The sequence below is a fragment of the Pseudomonas sp. NFPP24 genome (assembly GCF_900112095.1).
GTDB lineage: Bacteria > Pseudomonadota > Gammaproteobacteria > Pseudomonadales > Pseudomonadaceae > Aquipseudomonas > Aquipseudomonas extremorientalis.
The window spans coordinates 17,646-36,866 of sequence record NZ_FOKD01000006.1 but is presented as its reverse complement, the minus strand read 5'-3'; the positions used below and the strand labels follow the sequence as shown (position 1 = coordinate 36,866).

16 protein-coding genes are annotated in these 19,221 nt (G+C 58.4%); 10 read left to right on the top strand and 6 right to left on the bottom strand.

From position 1 onward, the window contains the following. Positions 1-199 precede the first annotated feature (199 nt). Positions 200-481 carry an HU family DNA-binding protein gene (locus BM026_RS14080; RefSeq protein ID WP_092240941.1) on the top strand — a complete coding sequence of 94 codons (282 nt, stop codon included), beginning with the start codon at positions 200-202 and terminating at the stop codon, positions 479-481. Between the two features lie 236 nt (positions 482-717). Then, on the top strand, positions 718-1,107 hold the full coding sequence (locus BM026_RS14075; RefSeq protein WP_093512353.1) for a hypothetical protein: 390 nt from the start codon (positions 718-720) through the stop codon (positions 1,105-1,107). 92 nt (positions 1,108-1,199) lie between these two features. Here the strand turns inward: BM026_RS14075 and rlmF are convergent, their stop codons facing one another. The 6 genes from rlmF to BM026_RS14045 all read right to left on the bottom strand — a co-directional run bounded on the left by rlmF (position 1,200) and on the right by BM026_RS14045 (position 10,507). Further along, a complete protein-coding gene (gene rlmF / locus BM026_RS14070) occupies positions 1,200-2,228 on the bottom strand; it encodes a 23S rRNA (adenine(1618)-N(6))-methyltransferase RlmF (protein ID WP_093529061.1) in 1,029 nt (342 codons plus the stop codon). A gap of 187 nt (positions 2,229-2,415) precedes the next feature. Further along, the gene (locus BM026_RS28945; RefSeq protein ID WP_139217556.1) at positions 2,416-4,644 is read right to left on the bottom strand and encodes a hypothetical protein; all 2,229 of its coding nucleotides are present in this window, start codon (positions 4,642-4,644) and stop codon (positions 2,416-2,418) included. A gap of 453 nt (positions 4,645-5,097) precedes the next feature. Beyond that, positions 5,098-7,944, bottom strand: a complete 2,847-nt coding sequence (locus BM026_RS14060) for a valine--tRNA ligase (RefSeq protein WP_093529059.1) — start codon at positions 7,942-7,944, stop codon at positions 5,098-5,100. Positions 7,945-8,145: 201 nt separating this feature from the next. Next, positions 8,146-8,532 carry a DNA polymerase III subunit chi gene (locus BM026_RS14055; protein ID WP_083351543.1) on the bottom strand — a complete coding sequence of 129 codons (387 nt, stop codon included), beginning with the start codon at positions 8,530-8,532 and terminating at the stop codon, positions 8,146-8,148. Between the two features lie 4 nt (positions 8,533-8,536). Further along, entirely contained in the window at positions 8,537-8,965 is a 429-nt protein-coding gene (locus BM026_RS14050) for a DNA polymerase III subunit chi (RefSeq protein ID WP_012722396.1), read from the bottom strand. A 51-nt stretch (positions 8,966-9,016) separates the two neighbouring features. Next, entirely contained in the window at positions 9,017-10,507 is a 1,491-nt protein-coding gene (locus BM026_RS14045) for a leucyl aminopeptidase (protein ID WP_093529056.1), read from the bottom strand. 284 nt (positions 10,508-10,791) lie between these two features. Between BM026_RS14045 and lptF the strand changes: the two genes are divergently transcribed. The 8 genes from lptF to pdxJ all read left to right on the top strand — a co-directional run bounded on the left by lptF (position 10,792) and on the right by pdxJ (position 19,176). Next, complete coding sequence (gene lptF, locus BM026_RS14040; protein ID WP_093512347.1) at positions 10,792-11,910, top strand: LPS export ABC transporter permease LptF; 1,119 nt, start codon at positions 10,792-10,794, stop codon at positions 11,908-11,910. Beyond that, a complete protein-coding gene (gene lptG / locus BM026_RS14035) occupies positions 11,903-12,982 on the top strand; it encodes an LPS export ABC transporter permease LptG (protein ID WP_071488637.1) in 1,080 nt (359 codons plus the stop codon). The genes lptF and lptG overlap by 8 nt, the downstream gene beginning before the upstream one ends. 151 nt (positions 12,983-13,133) lie before the next feature. Then, positions 13,134-14,933, top strand: a complete 1,800-nt coding sequence (gene lepA / locus BM026_RS14030) for a translation elongation factor 4 (RefSeq protein ID WP_003188853.1) — start codon at positions 13,134-13,136, stop codon at positions 14,931-14,933. A 5-nt stretch (positions 14,934-14,938) separates the two neighbouring features. Further along, positions 14,939-15,793 (top strand): signal peptidase I, encoded by an 855-nt coding sequence (gene lepB / locus BM026_RS14025; protein WP_093529053.1) that lies wholly within the window; start codon positions 14,939-14,941, stop codon positions 15,791-15,793. Between the two features lie 150 nt (positions 15,794-15,943). Further along, complete coding sequence (rnc, locus tag BM026_RS14020; protein WP_012722401.1) at positions 15,944-16,633, top strand: ribonuclease III; 690 nt, start codon at positions 15,944-15,946, stop codon at positions 16,631-16,633. Beyond that, a complete protein-coding gene (era, locus tag BM026_RS14015; protein WP_033902448.1) occupies positions 16,626-17,528 on the top strand; it encodes a GTPase Era in 903 nt (300 codons plus the stop codon). The genes rnc and era overlap by 8 nt, the downstream gene beginning before the upstream one ends. Positions 17,529-17,691: 163 nt before the next feature. Further along, positions 17,692-18,381, top strand: a complete 690-nt coding sequence (gene recO, locus BM026_RS14010; RefSeq protein WP_092240949.1) for a DNA repair protein RecO — start codon at positions 17,692-17,694, stop codon at positions 18,379-18,381. Positions 18,382-18,432: 51 nt separating this feature from the next. After that, entirely contained in the window at positions 18,433-19,176 is a 744-nt protein-coding gene (gene pdxJ / locus BM026_RS14005; RefSeq protein WP_071488640.1) for a pyridoxine 5'-phosphate synthase, read from the top strand. Positions 19,177-19,221: the final 45 nt, after the last annotated feature.

The window sequence follows — 19,221 nt, the reverse complement described above, 5'->3', positions numbered from 1 at the left end:
GTTTTGCCCCGTCTTACGCCAAGTCTCGGCGATAAGCGTGCATTCAGCATCTGTCAGGTCGAACCAATCCCCGTTTCAAGCATCTATAACCGCGATCTCCGTGGTTATAAGCCTGGGGTGCCAGGCCATGACGGTCGGGCTCGACGGCTGACACTGCACTCTGCAATCCATATGAATTTGATAGGGAAGGAACACCACAATGGCTATTACTAAAGACCAACTGATCGCTGACCTGGCTGAAGCAGTAGACGCACCAAAAACTACCGTGCGCGCTCTGCTGGACCAACTGAGCCAAGTTGTTGCTGACCAGCTGGAAACCGTCGGCGAAATCACTCTGCCAGGCATTGGCAAACTGAAAGTGACCGAGCGTCCTGCCCGTACTGGCCGTAACCCTTCGACTGGTGCCCCCATCGAAATCGCTGCCAAGAAAGTTATCAAGCTGGTTGTGGCCAAAGGCCTGACCGACGCTGTTAACAAGTAAGCCGCAGCAAAAAAAACCGTGCTCCGGAGCGATCCGGGCACGGTTTTTTATTGTCTGAAAAATGGCATGTTGCAGTGACGTCGGGGCGCAGCCGATAGCGTTCAATAACAGATTTTGGACATTTTTCAACTGTCAAGACTTACAGTAGACATCTGGCATCGAAACCGACATTAATGTTATGCCATCCTGAAACATATTTAGTCGAGATGGTTGCTAGCTAACCAAGGAGATAACTTATGTCCGGTAAAAACGCTCTTCATCCCGTGGAGTTTATTGACACGCACCAAGGCAGGATTGTCTGTAACAGTATCAGGCATCACGACGGGAAATGGGGGGTATGGGTACATATCAAAGAGATCAATAGCTTGCCCCAGAACACCAAGGTCCATTTTCATTGGAGGGCCAAAGGCGATGAAAATGTGAATGCGGACATCACGAAGGTAATTCCTTTTTGTGATGAGAAAGCCTTCTTAGCGCCTTACGATAAACTAATGGCACCTGTGCAGCGTGGTAACGTGGAGCTAAGCTATTCGTACACCGATGGTGGTGGACAAACTGTTACGTCCCCCGTTACTCACGCTGACATGGATTTTAGAACTCCGGGAGGTGTCTGCCAGTTCCAATAACAATACTGGGCGCACGTGGTAGGTATTGTTTACATTTGGGTAGTTGCGCCCACGCTATTGTCGTTATGAACACGTAGGCGACAGGATTTACTTCAGCCGCTTTTGTGCACCCAGCGAGTTTTTCGCCAGATCTGCTGCTCATTTTTGGTCTGGAAGGTCCAGGCCACAAACCGGCTCTGCTTCTGCCCCTGGGACATTTCCACCACCTGGCTTTCCAGAGCTCCAGCTTTTTTCAGTGCTGTCTCAATCGCGGGCAAGTTCGACGCTTTTGACACCAGGCAACTGAACCACAACACCTTGTGGGCAAAATGCGCACTTTCAGCGATGAGCTGCGTCACAAAGCGCGCTTCACCGCCTTCGCACCACAGTTCAGCCGATTGGCCACCGAAGTTCAGCACCGGCAACTTGCGCTTGGGATCGGCCTTGCCCAGGGCGCGCCACTTGCGCTCGCTGCCCTTGGTCGCTTCGTCCATGGAGGCATGGAACGGGGGGTTGCACATGGTCAGGTCGAAGCGCTCACCCGGCTCCAGCAAGCCCAGCAGGATCTGCTTGGGGTTGGTTTGCTGGCGCAGTTGAATGACCTTGCTCAGGTCGTTGGACTGCACGATGGCCTTGGCCGCGGCCACGGCGATAGGGTCGACCTCGGAGCCGAGGAAGTTCCAGCGGTATTCCATGTAGCCAATCAGCGGGTAGACGCAGTTGGCGCCCATGCCGATGTCCAGCACCTTGACGATCGAACCGCGCGGGATCTTGCCGTCGTTGGTGCTGGCCAGCAGGTCGGCGAGGAAGTGTACGTAGTCCGCACGCCCCGGCACTGGTGGGCACAGATAGTCGGCCGGGATGTCCCAATGCTGGATGCCGTAGAACGCCTTCAGCAGCGCCCGGTTGAACACCCGCACCGCATCCGGGCTGGCGAAGTCGATGCTTTCCTTGCCGTACGGGTTGATGATCACGAATTGCGCCAGTTCTGGCGTGGTCTTGATCAGCGCCGGGAAGTCGTAGCGGCCTGTGTGGCGGTTGCGCGGATGCAGGATGGCCTCTTTGCGCGGCACAACGGGCTTGGCCGTGGCTGCGGTTTTAGGCTTCTTGCGCGGAGGTTTTGGCGTGCTGGGGGCGGTCATTGGCTGCGTCGATTCTGAGGCTGTTTCAAAAGTGGCAGGTATTGTCACACATATACCGCTACCGCGTGTCGTAGTGGGAAGGGTTACTCGTGGACCCAAACCGGCGCACTCATGCGCAAGCCTCCCCCTGTGGTGGAGGCTTGCCGGTTTTGGTTGAGGGTGTTCATCTTCCAATGCACTTAGCTCTTCATGTGCTTGTCATGAGGTCCGGACGTCGGAATGGGTTGGGTACGTAGGTGGTCGCTGTACCTTCGAATTGTTGCCTTCCCCAAGCAGAACTGAATGACAAAAAGCTTCCAGAGTTCGTCTTGAGGCCGCTGTTCAAAATGTGCTCCCGAATGTGGCTATCAGAAATTTTTTCATCGTTCAAAATGGACATGAGCTTGTCGAAGCCAAGCCGATTACTATCTATTTCTCCCGCAGGCAGGTTCTGGTTAATGCGCACATGAATATGAAGGCCGGCCGTCCGGTTTCCGTAGATCGGGCTGTGCAGGTAAATATCGACTTTTTCTTTGTCAGGCTGGACCCCGTATACATCCTGCAAGTGTTTAAGGCTCATTTCCTTGAACTCATTGAGCATCGGAATATGTTTTTTTTGCAGGTCAATCGGGTTGACAATAAAAGATGAGTCAGTTCGTTTGTTATACGCAGCGATGGTCTCACGACTTTCAGGACCTTCAGCCCGCTGGGTGTTTACGCCAAAGAGTTTATTGAACGGTTCTTTGCCTTCAAAAACACCAGGCGGGACCCAATAGCCGACCAAGGCAAACCCACCCGTGTTGCGGGTACTTGCCAGAATGTCCTCCGGACGCTCAAAGGATTCGGATTTTCCGGGGACATATTTTGTATTGGGCATTAAAAACATGCCGCCCTCTGTGGAAAAGTGGGTGGCAGGAAACTGTTCTGGGTGCTGTTGGAATGCCTTTGCCTTCGGGTCGTCCTCTTTAGTAAAGAAGTTATAGATGAACGTTGGCAGTATTTCATTGTTGGCATAACGTGAAATGCGTTCTTGCATGCCTTCAGGGGGCACCAAGCCTATTTCTGGACAATTATATTTGGCCGCGGATTTTTTTGATATTTGAATACTGTTGGGGTCGTTTTCTCTATTGATCAAGGGGTGTGGAGATAGCGTAAGGCTTTGCTTGCTGACAGCGAGGGCTGGATTTTTGAAAACATTCGGGACAGTTAAAAACTCAATGCCATTATCTCTGGCTCTTTCCATTTTTGCGGCGATATTATAGGAGATGAAATGTTTATTCTTGGTTTGTGGGAAGTCGGTGAGTCTCCCATTGCTTTCCAACTGCTCGATCAGAGTCCGGTTATGGGGGAAATGATTCAAATGACTGTCGGGGGCGATGACAGTCGGATTCGGATTTGACTGACCAATAGGCAAATTCCGCAGGTCTTCTTCAAGGGGGTGGCGCCCTTGATTGATTCGCACATGTACATGAAGGCCGCACGAATCCATATCGTATACAGGACTGTGAGTGAATATCTCAACTTTTTCTTTCTCAGGATCCGTTTGATATACGTCCTTCAAAACCTTATTGACGGTACTGGTCAGCTCTTCAAGCAAGGGGATGTGTTTGCGCTCCAAGTTCACAGGTACCGATAGAAATCTGTTTCCGGTTCTCTGGAGGTATTGTTGATTAGACTCGGTATTGAAATCCCTGTCCTGTCGGTTTGGCGGCAGATGCCCGCGTTCTTCGAATGCAGGTGAAAATTCTGGAATCTTTACGTGTGGAAATAATTTTTGGAAGGTAGGGTAACGTTCATAGGTTCCTGGGGGAATCCAGTAGCAAACCAACCCGAAGCCATTCTTGCCACGTGTCTTTTCAAGTAACGCAGTGGCGTCATCCGTATACGTTTTGCCACGTTCAGGAATGTTGCTGGGGTTTGGCGATATCAGGAAACCGCCTAGTTGAGGGTCAAAGGACGTGGTCGAAAACTGTTCGGGCCGTGCTCCAAACCCCTCAGTCCTTCCTCCTGGCTCCCCGCGCAAGAATGCATCGATAAAGCCCGGGACACCGCCCCAGCCCTCTTTGTTGTCGTATAACTTGAAGAGCGCCTGGGTATTCGGAGGGGTGAGTAACGCCAGTTGATTGATATTGCACTTCTTCGCCGCTTTTTCAGTGCAAACAGGGCCTTTGGGTTTATTCCAGTTTCGTAAGTAAGCGAGGTCATATTTGTCATGGGTCTTAGGGTAGTTACGAGGGTCCTTTGCCTCTGGCGTATGTAACCGGTCTTTTTCGTCATGAGTAATAGTGTGCTCTGTTTCCCAGCTGCGAAATGTTTGGCTTTTAATGGCGGGGTTTTTGTCTGCGGCGCTGGGAAGCGAGAGACTATCATGCTCAATGTAAGTGTTTTTTGCAGATGCCGGCGATAACGATGAAATATTATTCGGGATGACTGGCATGAGGGGATTCCTGTATTGGACGAGGAAAGTAAAGCCCCTTTGACTTTAGGAAGGTTGGAGGGAGGAATCCTGATCAGAATCTTTCATGGAGTGCAAATTTTTTTGTAAGTATTTTTGCTTCAAAGAACCAAGTTATGAAGGTTCTTTATGCCAGTGTCCCACTTACTTCTCCTATAGACACTCAGGCCTCCAATATGGCTACGCAATGCGTTGTGTGGCGACGGTTATAAAACTTATATCTTGAAGTTATAAGTGGTGGCTTTATCCTCTCTATAATCATTATGCTCGCAAGTGCTAAGTTGATCGCTTTAATAGCGTCGGCGGACGTCATTAGGAACAGTGATCCGCTTGGGGACGTGAAGAGAGTTAATTTAATGGCCTGAGGAGGCGTATTGCATTTGATCTTCATAAAAAAAGAGACCCGAAGGTCTCTTTTTTCACACGGTTTGATCCTTACAGGCTGGAAATCCGCGCATGTTGCTCCGCCAGTTTGCCCAGGGCCTGTTCGGCCTCGGCCAGCTTGGCGCGTTCCTTCTCGATCACTTCAGCCGGCGCCTTGTCGACGAACGCCGCGTTGGACAGCTTGCCACCCACCCGCTGCACTTCGCCTTGCAGGCGTGCGATTTCCTTGTCGAGGCGGGCCAGTTCGGCACCCTTGTCGATCAGGCCGGCCATTGGCACCAGCACTTCCATCTCGCCAACCAGTGCGGTCGCGGACAGCGGTGCTTCTTCGCCGGCCGCCAATACGGTGATCGACTCCAGCTTCGCCAGCTTCTTGAGCAGCGCATCGTTCTCGGCGAGACGACGCAGGTCCTCGGCACTGGCGTTCTTCATGAACACCGCCAATGGCTTGCCAGGCCCGATGTTCATTTCGGCACGGATGTTACGCGTGCCCATCATCAGGGTCTTGAGCCATTCGATATCGCTTTCGGCCGCCTCATCGATGCGCGCTTCGTTGGCTACCGGCCAGGGTTGCAGCATGATGGTCTTGCCTTCGATACCGGCCAGTGGCGCCAGGCGCTGCCAGATTTCTTCGGTGATGAACGGCATGAACGGGTGCGCCAGGCGCAGCGCGACTTCGAGTACGCGCACCAGGGTGCGACGGGTACCGCGCTGGCGTTCGATCGGGGCGTTCTCGTCCCACAGCACAGGCTTGGACAATTCCAGGTACCAGTCGCAATACTGGTTCCAGATGAACTCATACAGGGCCTGTGCGGCCAAGTCGAAACGGAACTGGTCGAGCTGGCGGGTCACTTCGGCTTCGGTGCGTTGCAGCTGCGAGATGATCCAGCGATCGGCCAGGCTCAGTTCGACGGCTTCGCCGTTCTGGCCGCAGTCTTCGCCTTTATCCAGCACGTAGCGCGCCGCGTTCCAGATCTTGTTGCAGAAGTTGCGATAGCCTTCGACACGGCCCATGTCGAACTTGATGTCGCGACCGGTGGATGCCAGCGAGCAGAAGGTGAAGCGCAGGGCGTCGGTGCCGTAGCTGGCGATGCCGTCGGCGAATTCGTCGCGGGTCTGCTTTTCGATCTTCTTCGCCAGTTTCGGCTGCATCAGGCCCGAGGTGCGTTTCTGCACCAGGGTTTCCAGGTCGATGCCGTCGATGATGTCCAGCGGGTCCAGCACGTTACCCTTGGACTTGGACATCTTCTGGCCTTGGCCATCACGTACCAGGCCGTGCACGTACACGGTCTTGAAGGGTACCTGCGGCGTGCCGTCCTCGTTTTTCACCAGGTGCATGGTCAGCATGATCATCCGGGCAACCCAGAAGAAAATGATGTCGAAGCCAGTGACCAGTACGTCGGTGGAGTGGAATTTCTTCAGGAATTCAGTCTGCTGCGGCCAGCCGAGGGTGGAGAAGGTCCACAGGCCCGAGCTGAACCAGGTGTCCAGTACGTCGTTGTCCTGTTGCAGCGCAACGTCGGCACCCAGGTTGTGCTTGGCACGCACTTCGGCTTCGTCGCGGCCTACATAGACCTTGCCCGACTCGTCGTACCAGGCCGGAATGCGGTGGCCCCACCACAGTTGACGGCTGATGCACCAATCCTGGATGTCGCGCATCCACGAGAAATACATGTTTTCGTACTGCTTGGGTACGAACTGGATACGGCCATCTTCCACGGCGGCAATAGCCGGTTCGGCCAGCGGCTTGGTGGAGACGTACCATTGGTCGGTCAGCCACGGCTCGATCACGGTGCCGGAGCGGTCGCCCTTCGGCACTTTCAGGCCGTGGTCGTCAACGCTCACCAGCAAACCCGCGGCGTCGAAGGCGGCAACGATCTGCTTGCGTGCTTCGAACCGGTCGAGGCCGGCGTATTCAGCCGGGATCTTGCCATCGACAGTTTCGTTCAGCGTGCCGTCCAGATTGAACACCTGGCAGGCCGGCAACACGGCAGCGTTCTTGTCGAAGATGTTCAGCAGCGGCAGGTTGTGGCGCTTGCCGACTTCGTAGTCGTTGAAATCGTGGGCCGGGGTGATTTTCACACAGCCGGTGCCGAACTCAGGGTCGCAATAGTCGTCCGCGATGATCGGGATACGGCGGCCCACCAGCGGCAGCTCGACGAACTTGCCGATCAGCGCCTGGTAGCGTTCATCATTCGGGTTAACCGCCACGGCAGCGTCGCCGAGCATGGTTTCCGGACGCGTGGTGGCGACGATCAGGTAGTCGTTGCCTTCGGCGGTCTTGGCGCCATCGGCCAGCGGATACTTGAGGTTCCACAGGAAACCTTTCTCGTCGTGGTTTTCCACTTCGAGGTCGGAAATCGCCGTGTGCAACTTGGTGTCCCAGTTGACCAGGCGCTTGCCGCGGTAGATCAAGCCGTCTTCATGCAGGCGCACGAAGGCTTCTTTCACGGCTTCCGACAGGCCATCGTCCATGGTGAAGCGTTCGCGGCTCCAGTCTACGGACGAACCGAGGCGACGGATCTGACGGCTGATATTGCCGCCGGACTGGTCCTTCCATTCCCAGATTTTTTCCAGGAATTTCTCGCGGCCCAGGTCATGACGGTTCTGGCCGGTGGCTTCGAGTTGGCGTTCCACCAGCATCTGGGTGGCGATACCGGCGTGGTCGGTGCCCGGTTGCCACAGGGTGTTGCGGCCCTGCATGCGGCGGAAACGGATCAAGGCATCCATGATCGCATTGTTGAAGCCATGGCCCATGTGCAGGCTGCCAGTGACGTTCGGTGGCGGAATCATGATGGTGTAGGAATCGCCCGCGCCTTGCGGGGCGAAATAATTCTCGGATTCCCAGGTGTTGTACCAGGAAGTTTCGATGGCGTGCGGCTGGTAGGTCTTATCCATGCGCGGCGGGACCCTAGTTGGCATTAATTCAGGAAAGCCGGCAAGTATAACGGGGCTGGGAGCTGAGGGCGAGTTGAAGACTTGTGCGAATCAAATGTGGGAGGGGGCTTGCCCCCGATGGCGGCGTGCCAGTCAACGCAGCAGTCGTTGACCCATCGCTATCGGGGGCAAGCCCCCTCCCACAGGGAGATTATGCAAGGCTCAGGACTGGTACTGGCTGAGCAGCCGCTCCATCCGCGCATCCAGTCGCCGCTTGATCTCGGTTTCGATGTGCGGGGCAAAGTCGTCGATCACGTCCTGCATGATCAGTTGTGCGGCGGCGCGCAGTTCGTTGTCCAGGTGCAGTAGCAGGGCGTCGGGCCCTTTTTCAGCGGGGGCAGGTGCGACGGCGGGTGCTTCGACAACCGGCTCCGGCGCGACAGGTTTGCCGCCGACCATGTCGAACAGCAGCGGAATCTGTACCTCGCCCTCGACCGTTTCGGTCAACAGCGGCGGTTGCAAGTCATCATCACCCAGTAACTGACGGATCGACTCCAGGTCGTCCAGCAGGTGGTCATCTTTTTTCAGCGGGTTTGGCGTGTCCATCATTTACTCAAAGTCGTTGTAGCCGGTGATCCTGGAGAGGATAGCCCTGTTCGCGGTAGAAACGGAAACTCTCCCGCGCGGCCTGACGAATAGCCGGATCTTCCACCACCACCTCGGCCACACGGGCAAACGCCTTGGCGAACGGCGGCACTTTCAGGTCCAGGTTGACCAACAGGTCATGGTGATCGCCGCAACTGTCGCCCAAACCGAGCACCACCAGCCCTTCAGGTTCAGACTCGGCGGGGCCATGGGGTACGAAGCTTTCGCCCTTGAAGCGCCACAGGCGGGCATCCAGCTCATCGCGTTGGGCAGCATCGCTGCAATGCAGGTAGATGCGGTGGCCCATGCGCCAGGCTTTTTCGGTGAGTTTGCAGGCAAAGTCCAGGCGCGCGAGCGGATCGGCGCTGGGCAGTATGTAGAAGTCGACTTGGGTCATTGCGGTTCCCGAGACCGAGGCGACATAAGCGTCGCCCCGGAATCTTCAGTTTCAGGCCTTGGCGCGATCCAGCAGGTACTGGGTCAGCAGCGGCACCGGACGACCAGTGGCGCCCTTGTCCTTGCCGCCGCTGGTCCAGGCCGTGCCGGCGATGTCCAGATGCGCCCAGTTGAAGTTCTTGGCAAAACGCGACAGGAAGCAAGCTGCGGTGATGGTGCCGGCTTTCGGGCCACCGATGTTGGCGATGTCGGCGAACGGGCTGTCCAGCTGTTCCTGGTACTCATCGAACAGCGGCAATTGCCAGGCGCGGTCGTCGGCGGCTTTACCGGCGCTGAGCAATTGCTCGATCAGCTCGTCGCTGTTACCCAGCAGGCCGGAGGTGTGGGAGCCTAGGGCGACGATGCACGCGCCGGTCAGGGTGGCGATGTCGATCACAGCCTGCGGCTTGAAGCGCTCGGCGTAGGTCAGGGCATCGCACAGCACCAGGCGACCTTCGGCGTCGGTGTTGAGGATTTCGACGGTCTGGCCGCTCAGGGTGGTGACGATGTCGCCCGGACGGGTCGCGCCACCGCTCGGCATGTTCTCGGCACAGGCCAGGATGCACACCAGGTTGATCGGCAGCTTGAGTTCCAGCACGGCACGCAGGGTGCCGAACACGCTGGCGGCGCCGCCCATGTCGTACTTCATCTCGTCCATGCCCAGGCCCGGCTTGAGGCTGATGCCGCCGGTGTCGAAGGTGATGCCTTTACCCACCAGGGCGTAAGGCTTCTCGGACTTCTTGCCGCCGTTGTATTGCATCACGATCAGGCGTGGCGGCTGGTCGCTGCCCTGGCCCACGGCATAGAAAGAGCCCATGCCCAGTTCCTTGATCTTCTTCTCGTCGAACACTTCGACTTTCAGGCCCTTGAACTCTTTGCCCAGCGCCTTGGCCTGTTCGCCGAGGAAAGTCGGGTGGCAGATGTTCGGCGGCAGGTTGCCCAGGTCACGGGTGAACGACATGCCGTTGGCGATGGCCGTGGCGTGGGTCACGGCGCGCTGGACTTCAGCCTGGGCGGCCTTGATGGTCAGCAGGGTGATTTTCTTCAGGGCGCGGGGTTCGGTCTTGGTGCTCTTGAACTGGTCGAAGATATAGCCGCCGTCCACCAGGGTCTCGGCCAGCAGGCGGGTCTTGCCGTAGCTGTCACGGCCTTTGACCACGACTTCGTCGAGGGCCAGCGTCGCGTCGCTGCCGCCCAGGCCCTTGAGGGTGCCGAGGATGCCGCTGATGATCTTGCGGAACGGACGGTCACCCAGTTCGGCGTCCTTGCCCACGCCCACCAGCAATACGCGGTCGGCTTTCAGGTTGGGCAGGCTTTGCAGCAGCAGGCTCTGGCCGACTTTGCCGGCCAGGTCGCCGCGCTTGAGCACCGCGCTGATGGCGCCGCCGCTGAGTTCGTCGAGTTGCCTGGCGGCCACGCCGAGCTTGCGGCCTTCGCCGATGGCGACCACGAGGGTGGCGGTTTTCAACGTTTCGGGGCTAACGCTTTTTACAACCAGTTCCATTTTCGGGTCCCTTATAAAGGTCGGTTAGCCAGGAGTCTGTACTCCGGCTTTAATACCAGGCAGCCGTGTAAGCCGCCGGCGACAAAGGCCGCAGTTTGAACCTCGCCGACGGAGCCTGACAACCCTTGGTGCACGCTTTGTGCGTGTGCACGAGCAAGCTCCGTGACAGGCGCGGTCAATCACAGGATAATGCGCCATCTTTTTAGCCGGCCCTGTGTAAATGGGCTGTCTCGGTATGCTTGCTTGTTTGGCCGCCTTAGCCTGACAACCCTGGAGTGTCTGGTTTGATCGTCTTCCGTTATCTGTCCCGCGAAGTCCTGTTGACCCTGAGTGCCGTGAGTGCGGTGCTGCTGGTCATCATCATGAGTGGTCGTTTCGTCAAATACCTGGCCCAGGCTGCCTCCGGCGCCCTCGACCCGGGTTCGCTGTTCCTGATCATGGGCTTTCGCCTGCCGGGCTTCCTGCAGTTGATCCTGCCGTTGGGCCTGTTCCTCGGGATACTGCTGGCCTATGGCCGCCTGTACCTCGAAAGCGAAATGACCGTGCTCTCGGCCACCGGCATGAGCCAGCAGCGCCTGCTGGGCATGACCATGATCCCGGCCGCCGGCATCGCGCTGATCGTTGCCTGGCTGAGCCTGAGTCTGGCGCCTCAGGGTGCCCTGCAGTTCCAGCTGGTGCTGAACAAGCAGGACGCGATGACCGAGTTCGACACCCTCGAGCCCGGTCGCTTCCAGGCGCTCAATGACGGTTCCCGGGTGACCTACACCGAAACCCTGACCGACGACCGCGCCAACCTGGGCGGTGTGTTCATCTCCGAGAAGCGCCTGGGCCAGGACAAGAAAGACCGTGGCATTTCCGTGCTGGTGGCCGATTCGGGGCGCCAGGAAGTCCGTCCTGATGGCAGCCGCTACCTGATCCTGGAAAATGGCTACCGCTATGACGGCAGCCCGGGCATGGCCGATTACCGCGCGATCAAGTACGACACCTATGGCGTGATGCTGGCTCGTCCGGACATCAGCGACGAAGTCACCGACCGTGATGCCATCCCGACGCCTGATCTGTGGGGCAGCACGGAACTGCGTTCCATCGCCGAGTTGCAATGGCGACTCTCCCTGCCGCTGCTGGTGTTCATCGTGACCTTGATGGCTGTGCCGCTGTCTCGCGTCAACCCGCGCCAGGGCCGCTTCCTCAAGCTGTTGCCGGCAATCCTGCTGTACATGGCCTACCTGACCATCCTGATTTCCGCCCGTACCTCCCTGGAGAAGGGCAAGTTGTCGCCGACCCTGGGCCTGTGGGTGGTGCACGGGATGTTCCTGGTGATCGGCCTGGGGCTGCTCTACTGGGAACCGATCCGTTTGAAACTGAAGAGCCGTCGTGGCCAGAAGGAGTTGGCTCGTGGCTAAGCTCGATCGCTACATTGGTAGCAGCGTACTGATCGCCATCCTGGCGGTACTGGGCATCATCCTCGGGCTGGCGTCGTTGTTCGCCTTCATCGATGAAGTGAGTAATGTCAGCGACACCTACACCGTGTGGGACGTGCTGAGCTACGTGGCCCTCACCGCGCCGCGTCGCCTCTATGACATGATGCCGATGGCCGCGCTGATCGGCTGCCTGATCGGGCTGGGCAGCCTGGCCAGTAATAGCGAACTGACCATCATGCGCGCTGCCGGCGTGTCCATTGGTCGTATCGTCTGGGCGGTGATGAAGCCCATGCTGCTGCTGATGGCCTGCAGCGTGCTGATCGGCGAATACGTCGCGCCACCAGCCGAAACCACTGCCCAGGCCAATCGCGCCCTGGCCCAGGGGTCAGGCGATGCGCAAAGCTCCAAGCATGGTCTGTGGCACCGCCAGGGCGATGAGTTCATCCATATCAACGCCGTGCAGCCCGGCGGACTGTTGATTGGTGTGACCCGTTATACGTTCGACAAGGAGCGTCACCTGCTGGAGTCCAGCTTCGCCAAACGTGCGCAATACGGTGGCGAAAAGTGGCAACTCAGCGATGTAACCACCACCTACTTCCGCAATATTGGCCAAGGCACCAAGGCCAGCACCGAAGTGATCAACGTACCGAGCCAGGAATGGGATATCGCCCTCAAGCCGGAGTTGCTGAATACCGTGGTGATGATTCCGGAAAGCCTGCCGATCTCCGGGTTGTGGGGCTATATCCACTATCTGAAGGACCAGGGCCTGAACAACGGCCGCTACTGGCTGGCATTTTGGGTCAAGGTGTTGCAACCGGTGGTGACCGCCGCGCTGGTGTTGATGGCGATTTCCTTCATTTTCGGCCCGCTGCGTTCGGTGACCCTGGGCCAGCGTGTATTCACGGGTGTGCTGGTGGGCTTCACCTTCCGCATCGCCCAGGACCTGCTTGGCCCTTCGAGCCTGGTGTTTGGCTTCTCGCCGCTGTTTGCGGTGCTGGTGCCCACCGGCATCTGCGCCCTGGCCGGGTTCTGGCTGTTGCGTCGAGCTGGCTGATGTCGCGCTTATGATCAAAAAATGCCCCGGTCGAGAGATCGGGGCATTTTTGTTCTGGTCAGCAAAGATGACGTCTGGCCTGAGCATCAGGTACAATTCCCGGCTATTTTTCAGCGGGCAATCTGCCTGCAGCCTTTTTGAGTGTTGATCCGTGAGTGATTTGAGTCATATCCGCAATTTCTCCATCATCGCCCACATTGACCATGGCAAGTCGACGCTGGCCGACCGGTTTATCCAAATGTGCGGTGGCCTTGCCGAGCGCGAAATGGAAGCCCAGGTCCTGGACTCCATGGACCTCGAACGCGAGCGCGGCATCACCATCAAGGCCCACAGCGTTACTCTGTATTACAAGGCCAAAGACGGTATCACCTACCAGCTGAACTTCATTGACACCCCGGGCCACGTCGACTTCACCTACGAAGTCAGCCGTTCCCTGGCGGCCTGTGAAGGTGCCCTGCTGGTGGTGGACGCCGGCCAGGGCGTGGAGGCGCAGTCGGTTGCCAACTGCTACACCGCGATCGAGCAGGGCCTGGAAGTCATGCCCGTGCTGAACAAGATCGACCTGCCCCAGGCCGAGCCTGAGCGCGTCAAGGAAGAGATCGAGAAGATCATCGGCATCGACGCCACCGACGCCGTCACCTGCAGCGCCAAGACCGGCCTGGGTGTCGACGAAGTGCTCGAGCGCCTGGTGCACACTATCCCTGCGCCGACCGGCAACTACGAAGATCCGCTGCAAGCGTTGATCATCGACTCCTGGTTCGACAACTACCTGGGCGTTGTCTCCCTGGTGCGCGTGCGCCATGGCCGCGTGAAGAAGGGCGACAAGATCCTGGTCAAATCCACCGGCAAGATCCACCTGGTGGACAGCGTCGGGGTATTCAACCCCAAGCACACCGCAACCGTTGATCTGAAAGCCGGTGAAGTGGGCTTCATCATCGCCGGTATCAAGGATATTCACGGCGCACCGGTAGGTGACACCCTGACGCTGAGCTCCACGCCGGACGTCGACGTGCTGCCAGGCTTCAAGCGCATCCAGCCGCAGGTCTACGCTGGCCTGTTCCCGGTCAGCTCCGACGATTTCGAAGACTTCCGCGAAGCCCTACAGAAGCTGACCCTCAACGACTCGTCGTTGCAGTACACCCCGGAAAGCTCCGACGCCCTGGGCTTCGGCTTCCGTTGCGGGTTCCTGGGCATGCTGCACATGGAAATCATCCAGGAGCGCCTCGAGCGCGAATACGACCTGGACCTGATCACCACTGCGCCGACCGTTATTTTTGAGTTGTTGCTGAAAACCGGTGAAACGATTTACGTCGACAACCCGTCCAAGCTCCCGGATCTCTCGGCGATCGAAGACATGCGCGAGCCGATCGTGCGCGCCAATATCCTGGTGCCGCAGGAACACTTGGGCAACGTTATCACCCTGTGCATCGAGAAACGTGGCGTACAGCGCGACATGCTGTTCCTCGGCACCCAGGTCCAAGTGACCTACGACATGCCGATGAACGAGGTGGTGCTGGACTTCTTCGACCGTCTCAAATCCACCAGTCGCGGCTATGCTTCGCTGGATTACCATTTCGACCGTTACCAATCGGCTAATCTGGTGAAACTGGATGTGCTGATCAACGGCGACAAGGTCGATGCCCTGGCACTGATCGTGCACAAGGACAACGCGCACTACAAAGGTCGCCAGTTGACCGAGAAGATGAAAGAACTGATTCCGCGCCAGATGTTCGACGTCGCGATCCAGGCCGCCATTGGCGGGCAGATCATTGCGCGGACCTCCGTCAAGGCACTCAGAAAGAACGTACTGGCCAAATGCTACGGCGGTGACGTAAGCCGTAAGCGCAAGCTGCTTGAGAAGCAAAAGGCCGGTAAAAAACGCATGAAGCAAGTAGGTAACGTGGAAGTTCCACAAGAAGCCTTCCTTGCGGTGCTCAGGTTGGATAGTTAGGTCCTATGTCGCTAAATTTCCCGCTGTTGCTGGTCATCGCCGTTGCCGTTTGCGGTCTCCTGGCGTTGCTCGATCTGGTGTTCTTCGCCCCGCGTCGGCGGGCGGCTATCGCGGCCTATCAGGGCAGCGTCAGCCAGCCCGATGGCGTGGTGATCGAGAAGCTGAACAAAGAGCCTTTGCTGGTTGAATACGGCAAGTCGTTCTTCCCGGTGTTGTTCATCGTGCTGGTGCTGCGTTCGTTCCTGGTGGAGCCGTTTCAGATCCCGTCGGGGTCGATGAAGCCTACCCTGGACGTGGGCGACTTCATCCTGGTGAACAAGTTTTCCTACGGTATTCGCCTGCCGGTGATCGACAAGAAGGTCATCGAAGTCGGTGACCCGCAGCGCGGCGATGTGATGGTGTTCCGCTACCCGAGCGACCCGAACGTCAATTACATCAAGCGTGTGGTTGGTCTGCCGGGCGACGTGATTCGCTACACCAGTGACAAGCGCCTGTTCATCAATGGTGAGTCGGTGGCTGAAAAGCTGCTGGGTTCCGAGCCGAACAGCCTGGGCAGCGCCGAGCTGTACCAGGAAAAACTCGGTGCGGTGCAGCACGAAATCCGCAAGGAAATGAGCCGCTACCGTGCCCAGCCTGATGGGCAGTGGAAGGTTCCGGCCGGGCACTACTTCATGATGGGCGACAACCGCGACAACTCCAATGACAGCCGGTACTGGGATGACCCCAACATTCCCAAGGACCTGCTGGGCATGGTTCCCGACCAGAATATCGTCGGCAAGGCCTTTGCGGTCTGGATGAGCTGGCCGGAACCCAAACTCAGCCACCTGCCGAACTTCTCGCGGATCGGGCTGATCAAGTAATACAGGCGGCGCTGTGATCACAGCGCCGAATGCTTTTCTGGGGTGGGGACAAATCGGTCCTGCCTCATGCGGCACCAACCAGGATTTGAATTTGAACACTGCGTCAATCGTCGATGGCCGCCGGTGCCACCAACTAGATATGGATAAACCGTGACCGTTTCTCTAGCACGTCTCGAGCGCCAGCTCGGCTACACCTTCAAGGACCAGGAACTGATGGTCCTTGCCCTCACACACCGCAGCTTTGCCGGGCGTAACAACGAGCGCCTGGAATTCCTCGGTGATGCCATCCTCAACTTCGTCGCCGGTGAGGCGCTGTTCGAGCGCTTCCCCCAAGCCCGTGAAGGCCAGTTGTCGCGCCTGCGTGCGCGCCTGGTGAAGGGCGAGACCCTGGCCGTGCTGGCCCGTGGCTTTGGCCTGGGCGAGTACCTGCGCCTGGGGTCCGGCGAGTTGAAGAGTGGCGGTTTTCGTCGCGAGTCGATCCTGGCCGATGCCCTTGAAGCGCTGATCGGTGCCATCTACCTCGATGCCGGCATGGAAGCCGCCAAGGAACGTGTCACTGCCTGGCTGACTTCCGAGATCGAAAGCCTCACGCTGGTCGACACCAACAAAGATCCCAAGACCCGCCTGCAGGAATTTTTGCAGTCCCGCGGGTGCGAACTGCCACGCTACGAAGTGGTGGATATCCAGGGTGAGCCCCATTGCCGCGTGTTCTTCGTGGAATGTGAAATCACCTTACTGAACGAAAAAAGCCGAGGTCAGGGTGTGAGCCGTCGTATTGCCGAACAGGTAGCGGCCGCCGCAGCACTGATTGCCCTGGGCGTGGAGAATGGCCATGACTGATTCAACCGCAACACGCTGTGGCTATGTTGCCATCGTCGGCCGCCCGAACGTGGGCAAGTCCACGTTGCTCAACCACATCCTTGGCCAGAAGCTGGCGATCACCTCGCGCAAGCCGCAGACCACCCGCCACAACATGCTGGGCATCAAGACCGAAGGCACCGTGCAAGCGGTCTACGTCGACACCCCAGGCATGCACAAAGGTGGCGAGAAAGCCCTGAACCGCTACATGAACAAGACCGCTTCGGCGGCGTTGAAAGACGTCGACGTGGTGATCTTCGTGGTCGACCGCACCAAGTGGACCGACGAAGACCAGATGGTCCTGGAGCGCGTGCAGTACGTCACCGGCCCGTTGATCGTCGCGCTGAACAAGACCGACCGTATCGAAGACAAAGCCGAGCTGATGCCGCACTTGAGCTGGCTGCAGGAACAACTGCCGAACGCCCAGATCATCCCGATTTCGGCCCAGCATGGCCACAACCTCGATGCCTTGGAGCGCGTGATCGCCGAGCACCTGCCGGAGAACGAGCACTTCTTCCCGGAAGACCAGATCACCGACCGCAGCAGCCGTTTCCTCGCCGCTGAACTGGTGCGCGAGAAAATCATGCGCCAGATGGGCGCGGAGCTGCCGTATCAGATCACCGTGGAAATCGAAGAGTTCAAGCAGCAGGGCAAGACCTTGCACATCCATGCGCTGATCCTCGTCGAGCGTGACGGTCAGAAGAAAATCATCATTGGCGACAAGGGCGAGCGTATCAAGCGCATCGGCACCGAGGCGCGCAAGGACATGGAACTGCTGTTCGATTCCAAGATCATGCTGAACCTGTGGGTGAAGGTGAAGGGCGGCTGGTCCGATGACGAGCGTGCACTGCGTTCCCTGGGCTATGGCGACCTGTAAGGTCCTGAATGCACCGCGGGGCTGAAAATGTGGGAGGGGGCTTGCCCCCGATAGCGGTGGGTCAGTTGACAAATAAGTGACTGACACACTGCCATCGGGGGCAAGCCCCCTCCCACATTAGGTTTGTGTCGTTTTCAAAAGTGCATTCCAGCAGTGAGCAGCCATGTCCCAATCCCCACCCCCAAGCCAACTTGCCTACGTCCTGCACAGCCGCGCCTACCGCGAGACCAGCGCCCTGGTGGACTTCCTCACGCCCCAAGGCCGCCTGCGCGCCGTCTTGCGCAGTGCACGGGGCAAGGCGGGCACGTTGGCGCGGCCGTTCGTGGCCTTGGACGTGGAGTTTCGCGGCAAGGGTGAGCTGAAAAACGTCGGCCGCATGGAAAGCGTGGGTACCTCGGCCTGGCTCAACGGCGATGCGCTGTTCAGTGGCCTTTACCTCAATGAACTGCTGATCCGCCTGCTCCCCGCCGAAGACCCGCACCCGGCAGTATTCGAGCACTACGCCGCCACCTTGCTCGCCCTGGCCGAAGGCCGTCCCCTGGAACCCTTGCTGCGTGCGTTCGAATGGCGCCTGCTCGACGACCTGGGCTACGGCTTCGAACTGGCCAACGACCTGCACGGCGAGCCCATCGCCGCCGATGGTATGTATCGCCTGCAAGTGGACGCTGGCCTGGAGCGCGTGTACCTGCTGCAACCTGGCCTGTTCCAGGGCACCGAGCTGCTGGCCATGAGCGAAGCGGACTGGACGGCGCCCGGCGCCTTGTCCGCCGCCAAGCGCCTGATGCGCCAGGCCCTGGCCGTGCACCTGGGCGGACGGCCGCTGGTCAGCCGCGAGTTGTTTCGAAAGCCCTGACAACCCCGTGTATGCTGTGCGGCGTTTCTTTCCCTTTTCAGGAGCGCTTCCGTGAGCACCAGCAATCGCATTCTTCTTGGCGTCAACATCGACCACGTCGCCACCCTGCGCCAGGCCCGGGGCACCCGTTACCCTGACCCGGTCAAGGCCGCGCTGGACGCCGAAGAAGCGGGCGCCGACGGCATCACCGTGCACCTGCGCGAAGACCGCCGCCACATCCAGGAGCGCGACGTGCTGCTGCTCAAGGATGTGCTGCAAACCCGCATGAATTTCGAAATGGGCGTTACCGAGGAAATGATGCAGTTCGCCGAGCGCATCCGCCCGGCACACATCTGCCTGGTGCCGGAAACCCGCCAGGAGCTGACCACCGAAGGCGGCCTTGACGTGGCCGGCCAGGAAGCGCGGATCAAAGCCGCCGTGGAGCGCCTGTCGAAGATCGGCAGTGAAGTCTCGCTGTTCATCGACGCCGACGAGCGCCAGATCGAAGCCTCGCGTCGTGTCGGTGCACCGGCGATCGAGCTGCACACCGGCCGCTACGCCGACGCCACCACACCCACCGAAGTGGCCGAGGAACTGCAACGCATCATCGACGGTGTGAGCTGCGGCCTCAAGCAAGGCCTGATCGTCAACGCCGGCCATGGCCTGCATTACCATAACGTCGAAGCCGTGGCCGCGATCAAGGGTATCAACGAGCTGAACATCGGCCATGCGCTGGTGGCCCATGCGCTGTTTGTCGGTTTCAAAGGCGCTGTCGCCGAAATGAAAGCCCTGATCCTGGCTGCCGCCAAGCACTAAACAACGATGCAGTTGCAATGTGGGAGGGATTGCCCCCTCCCACAT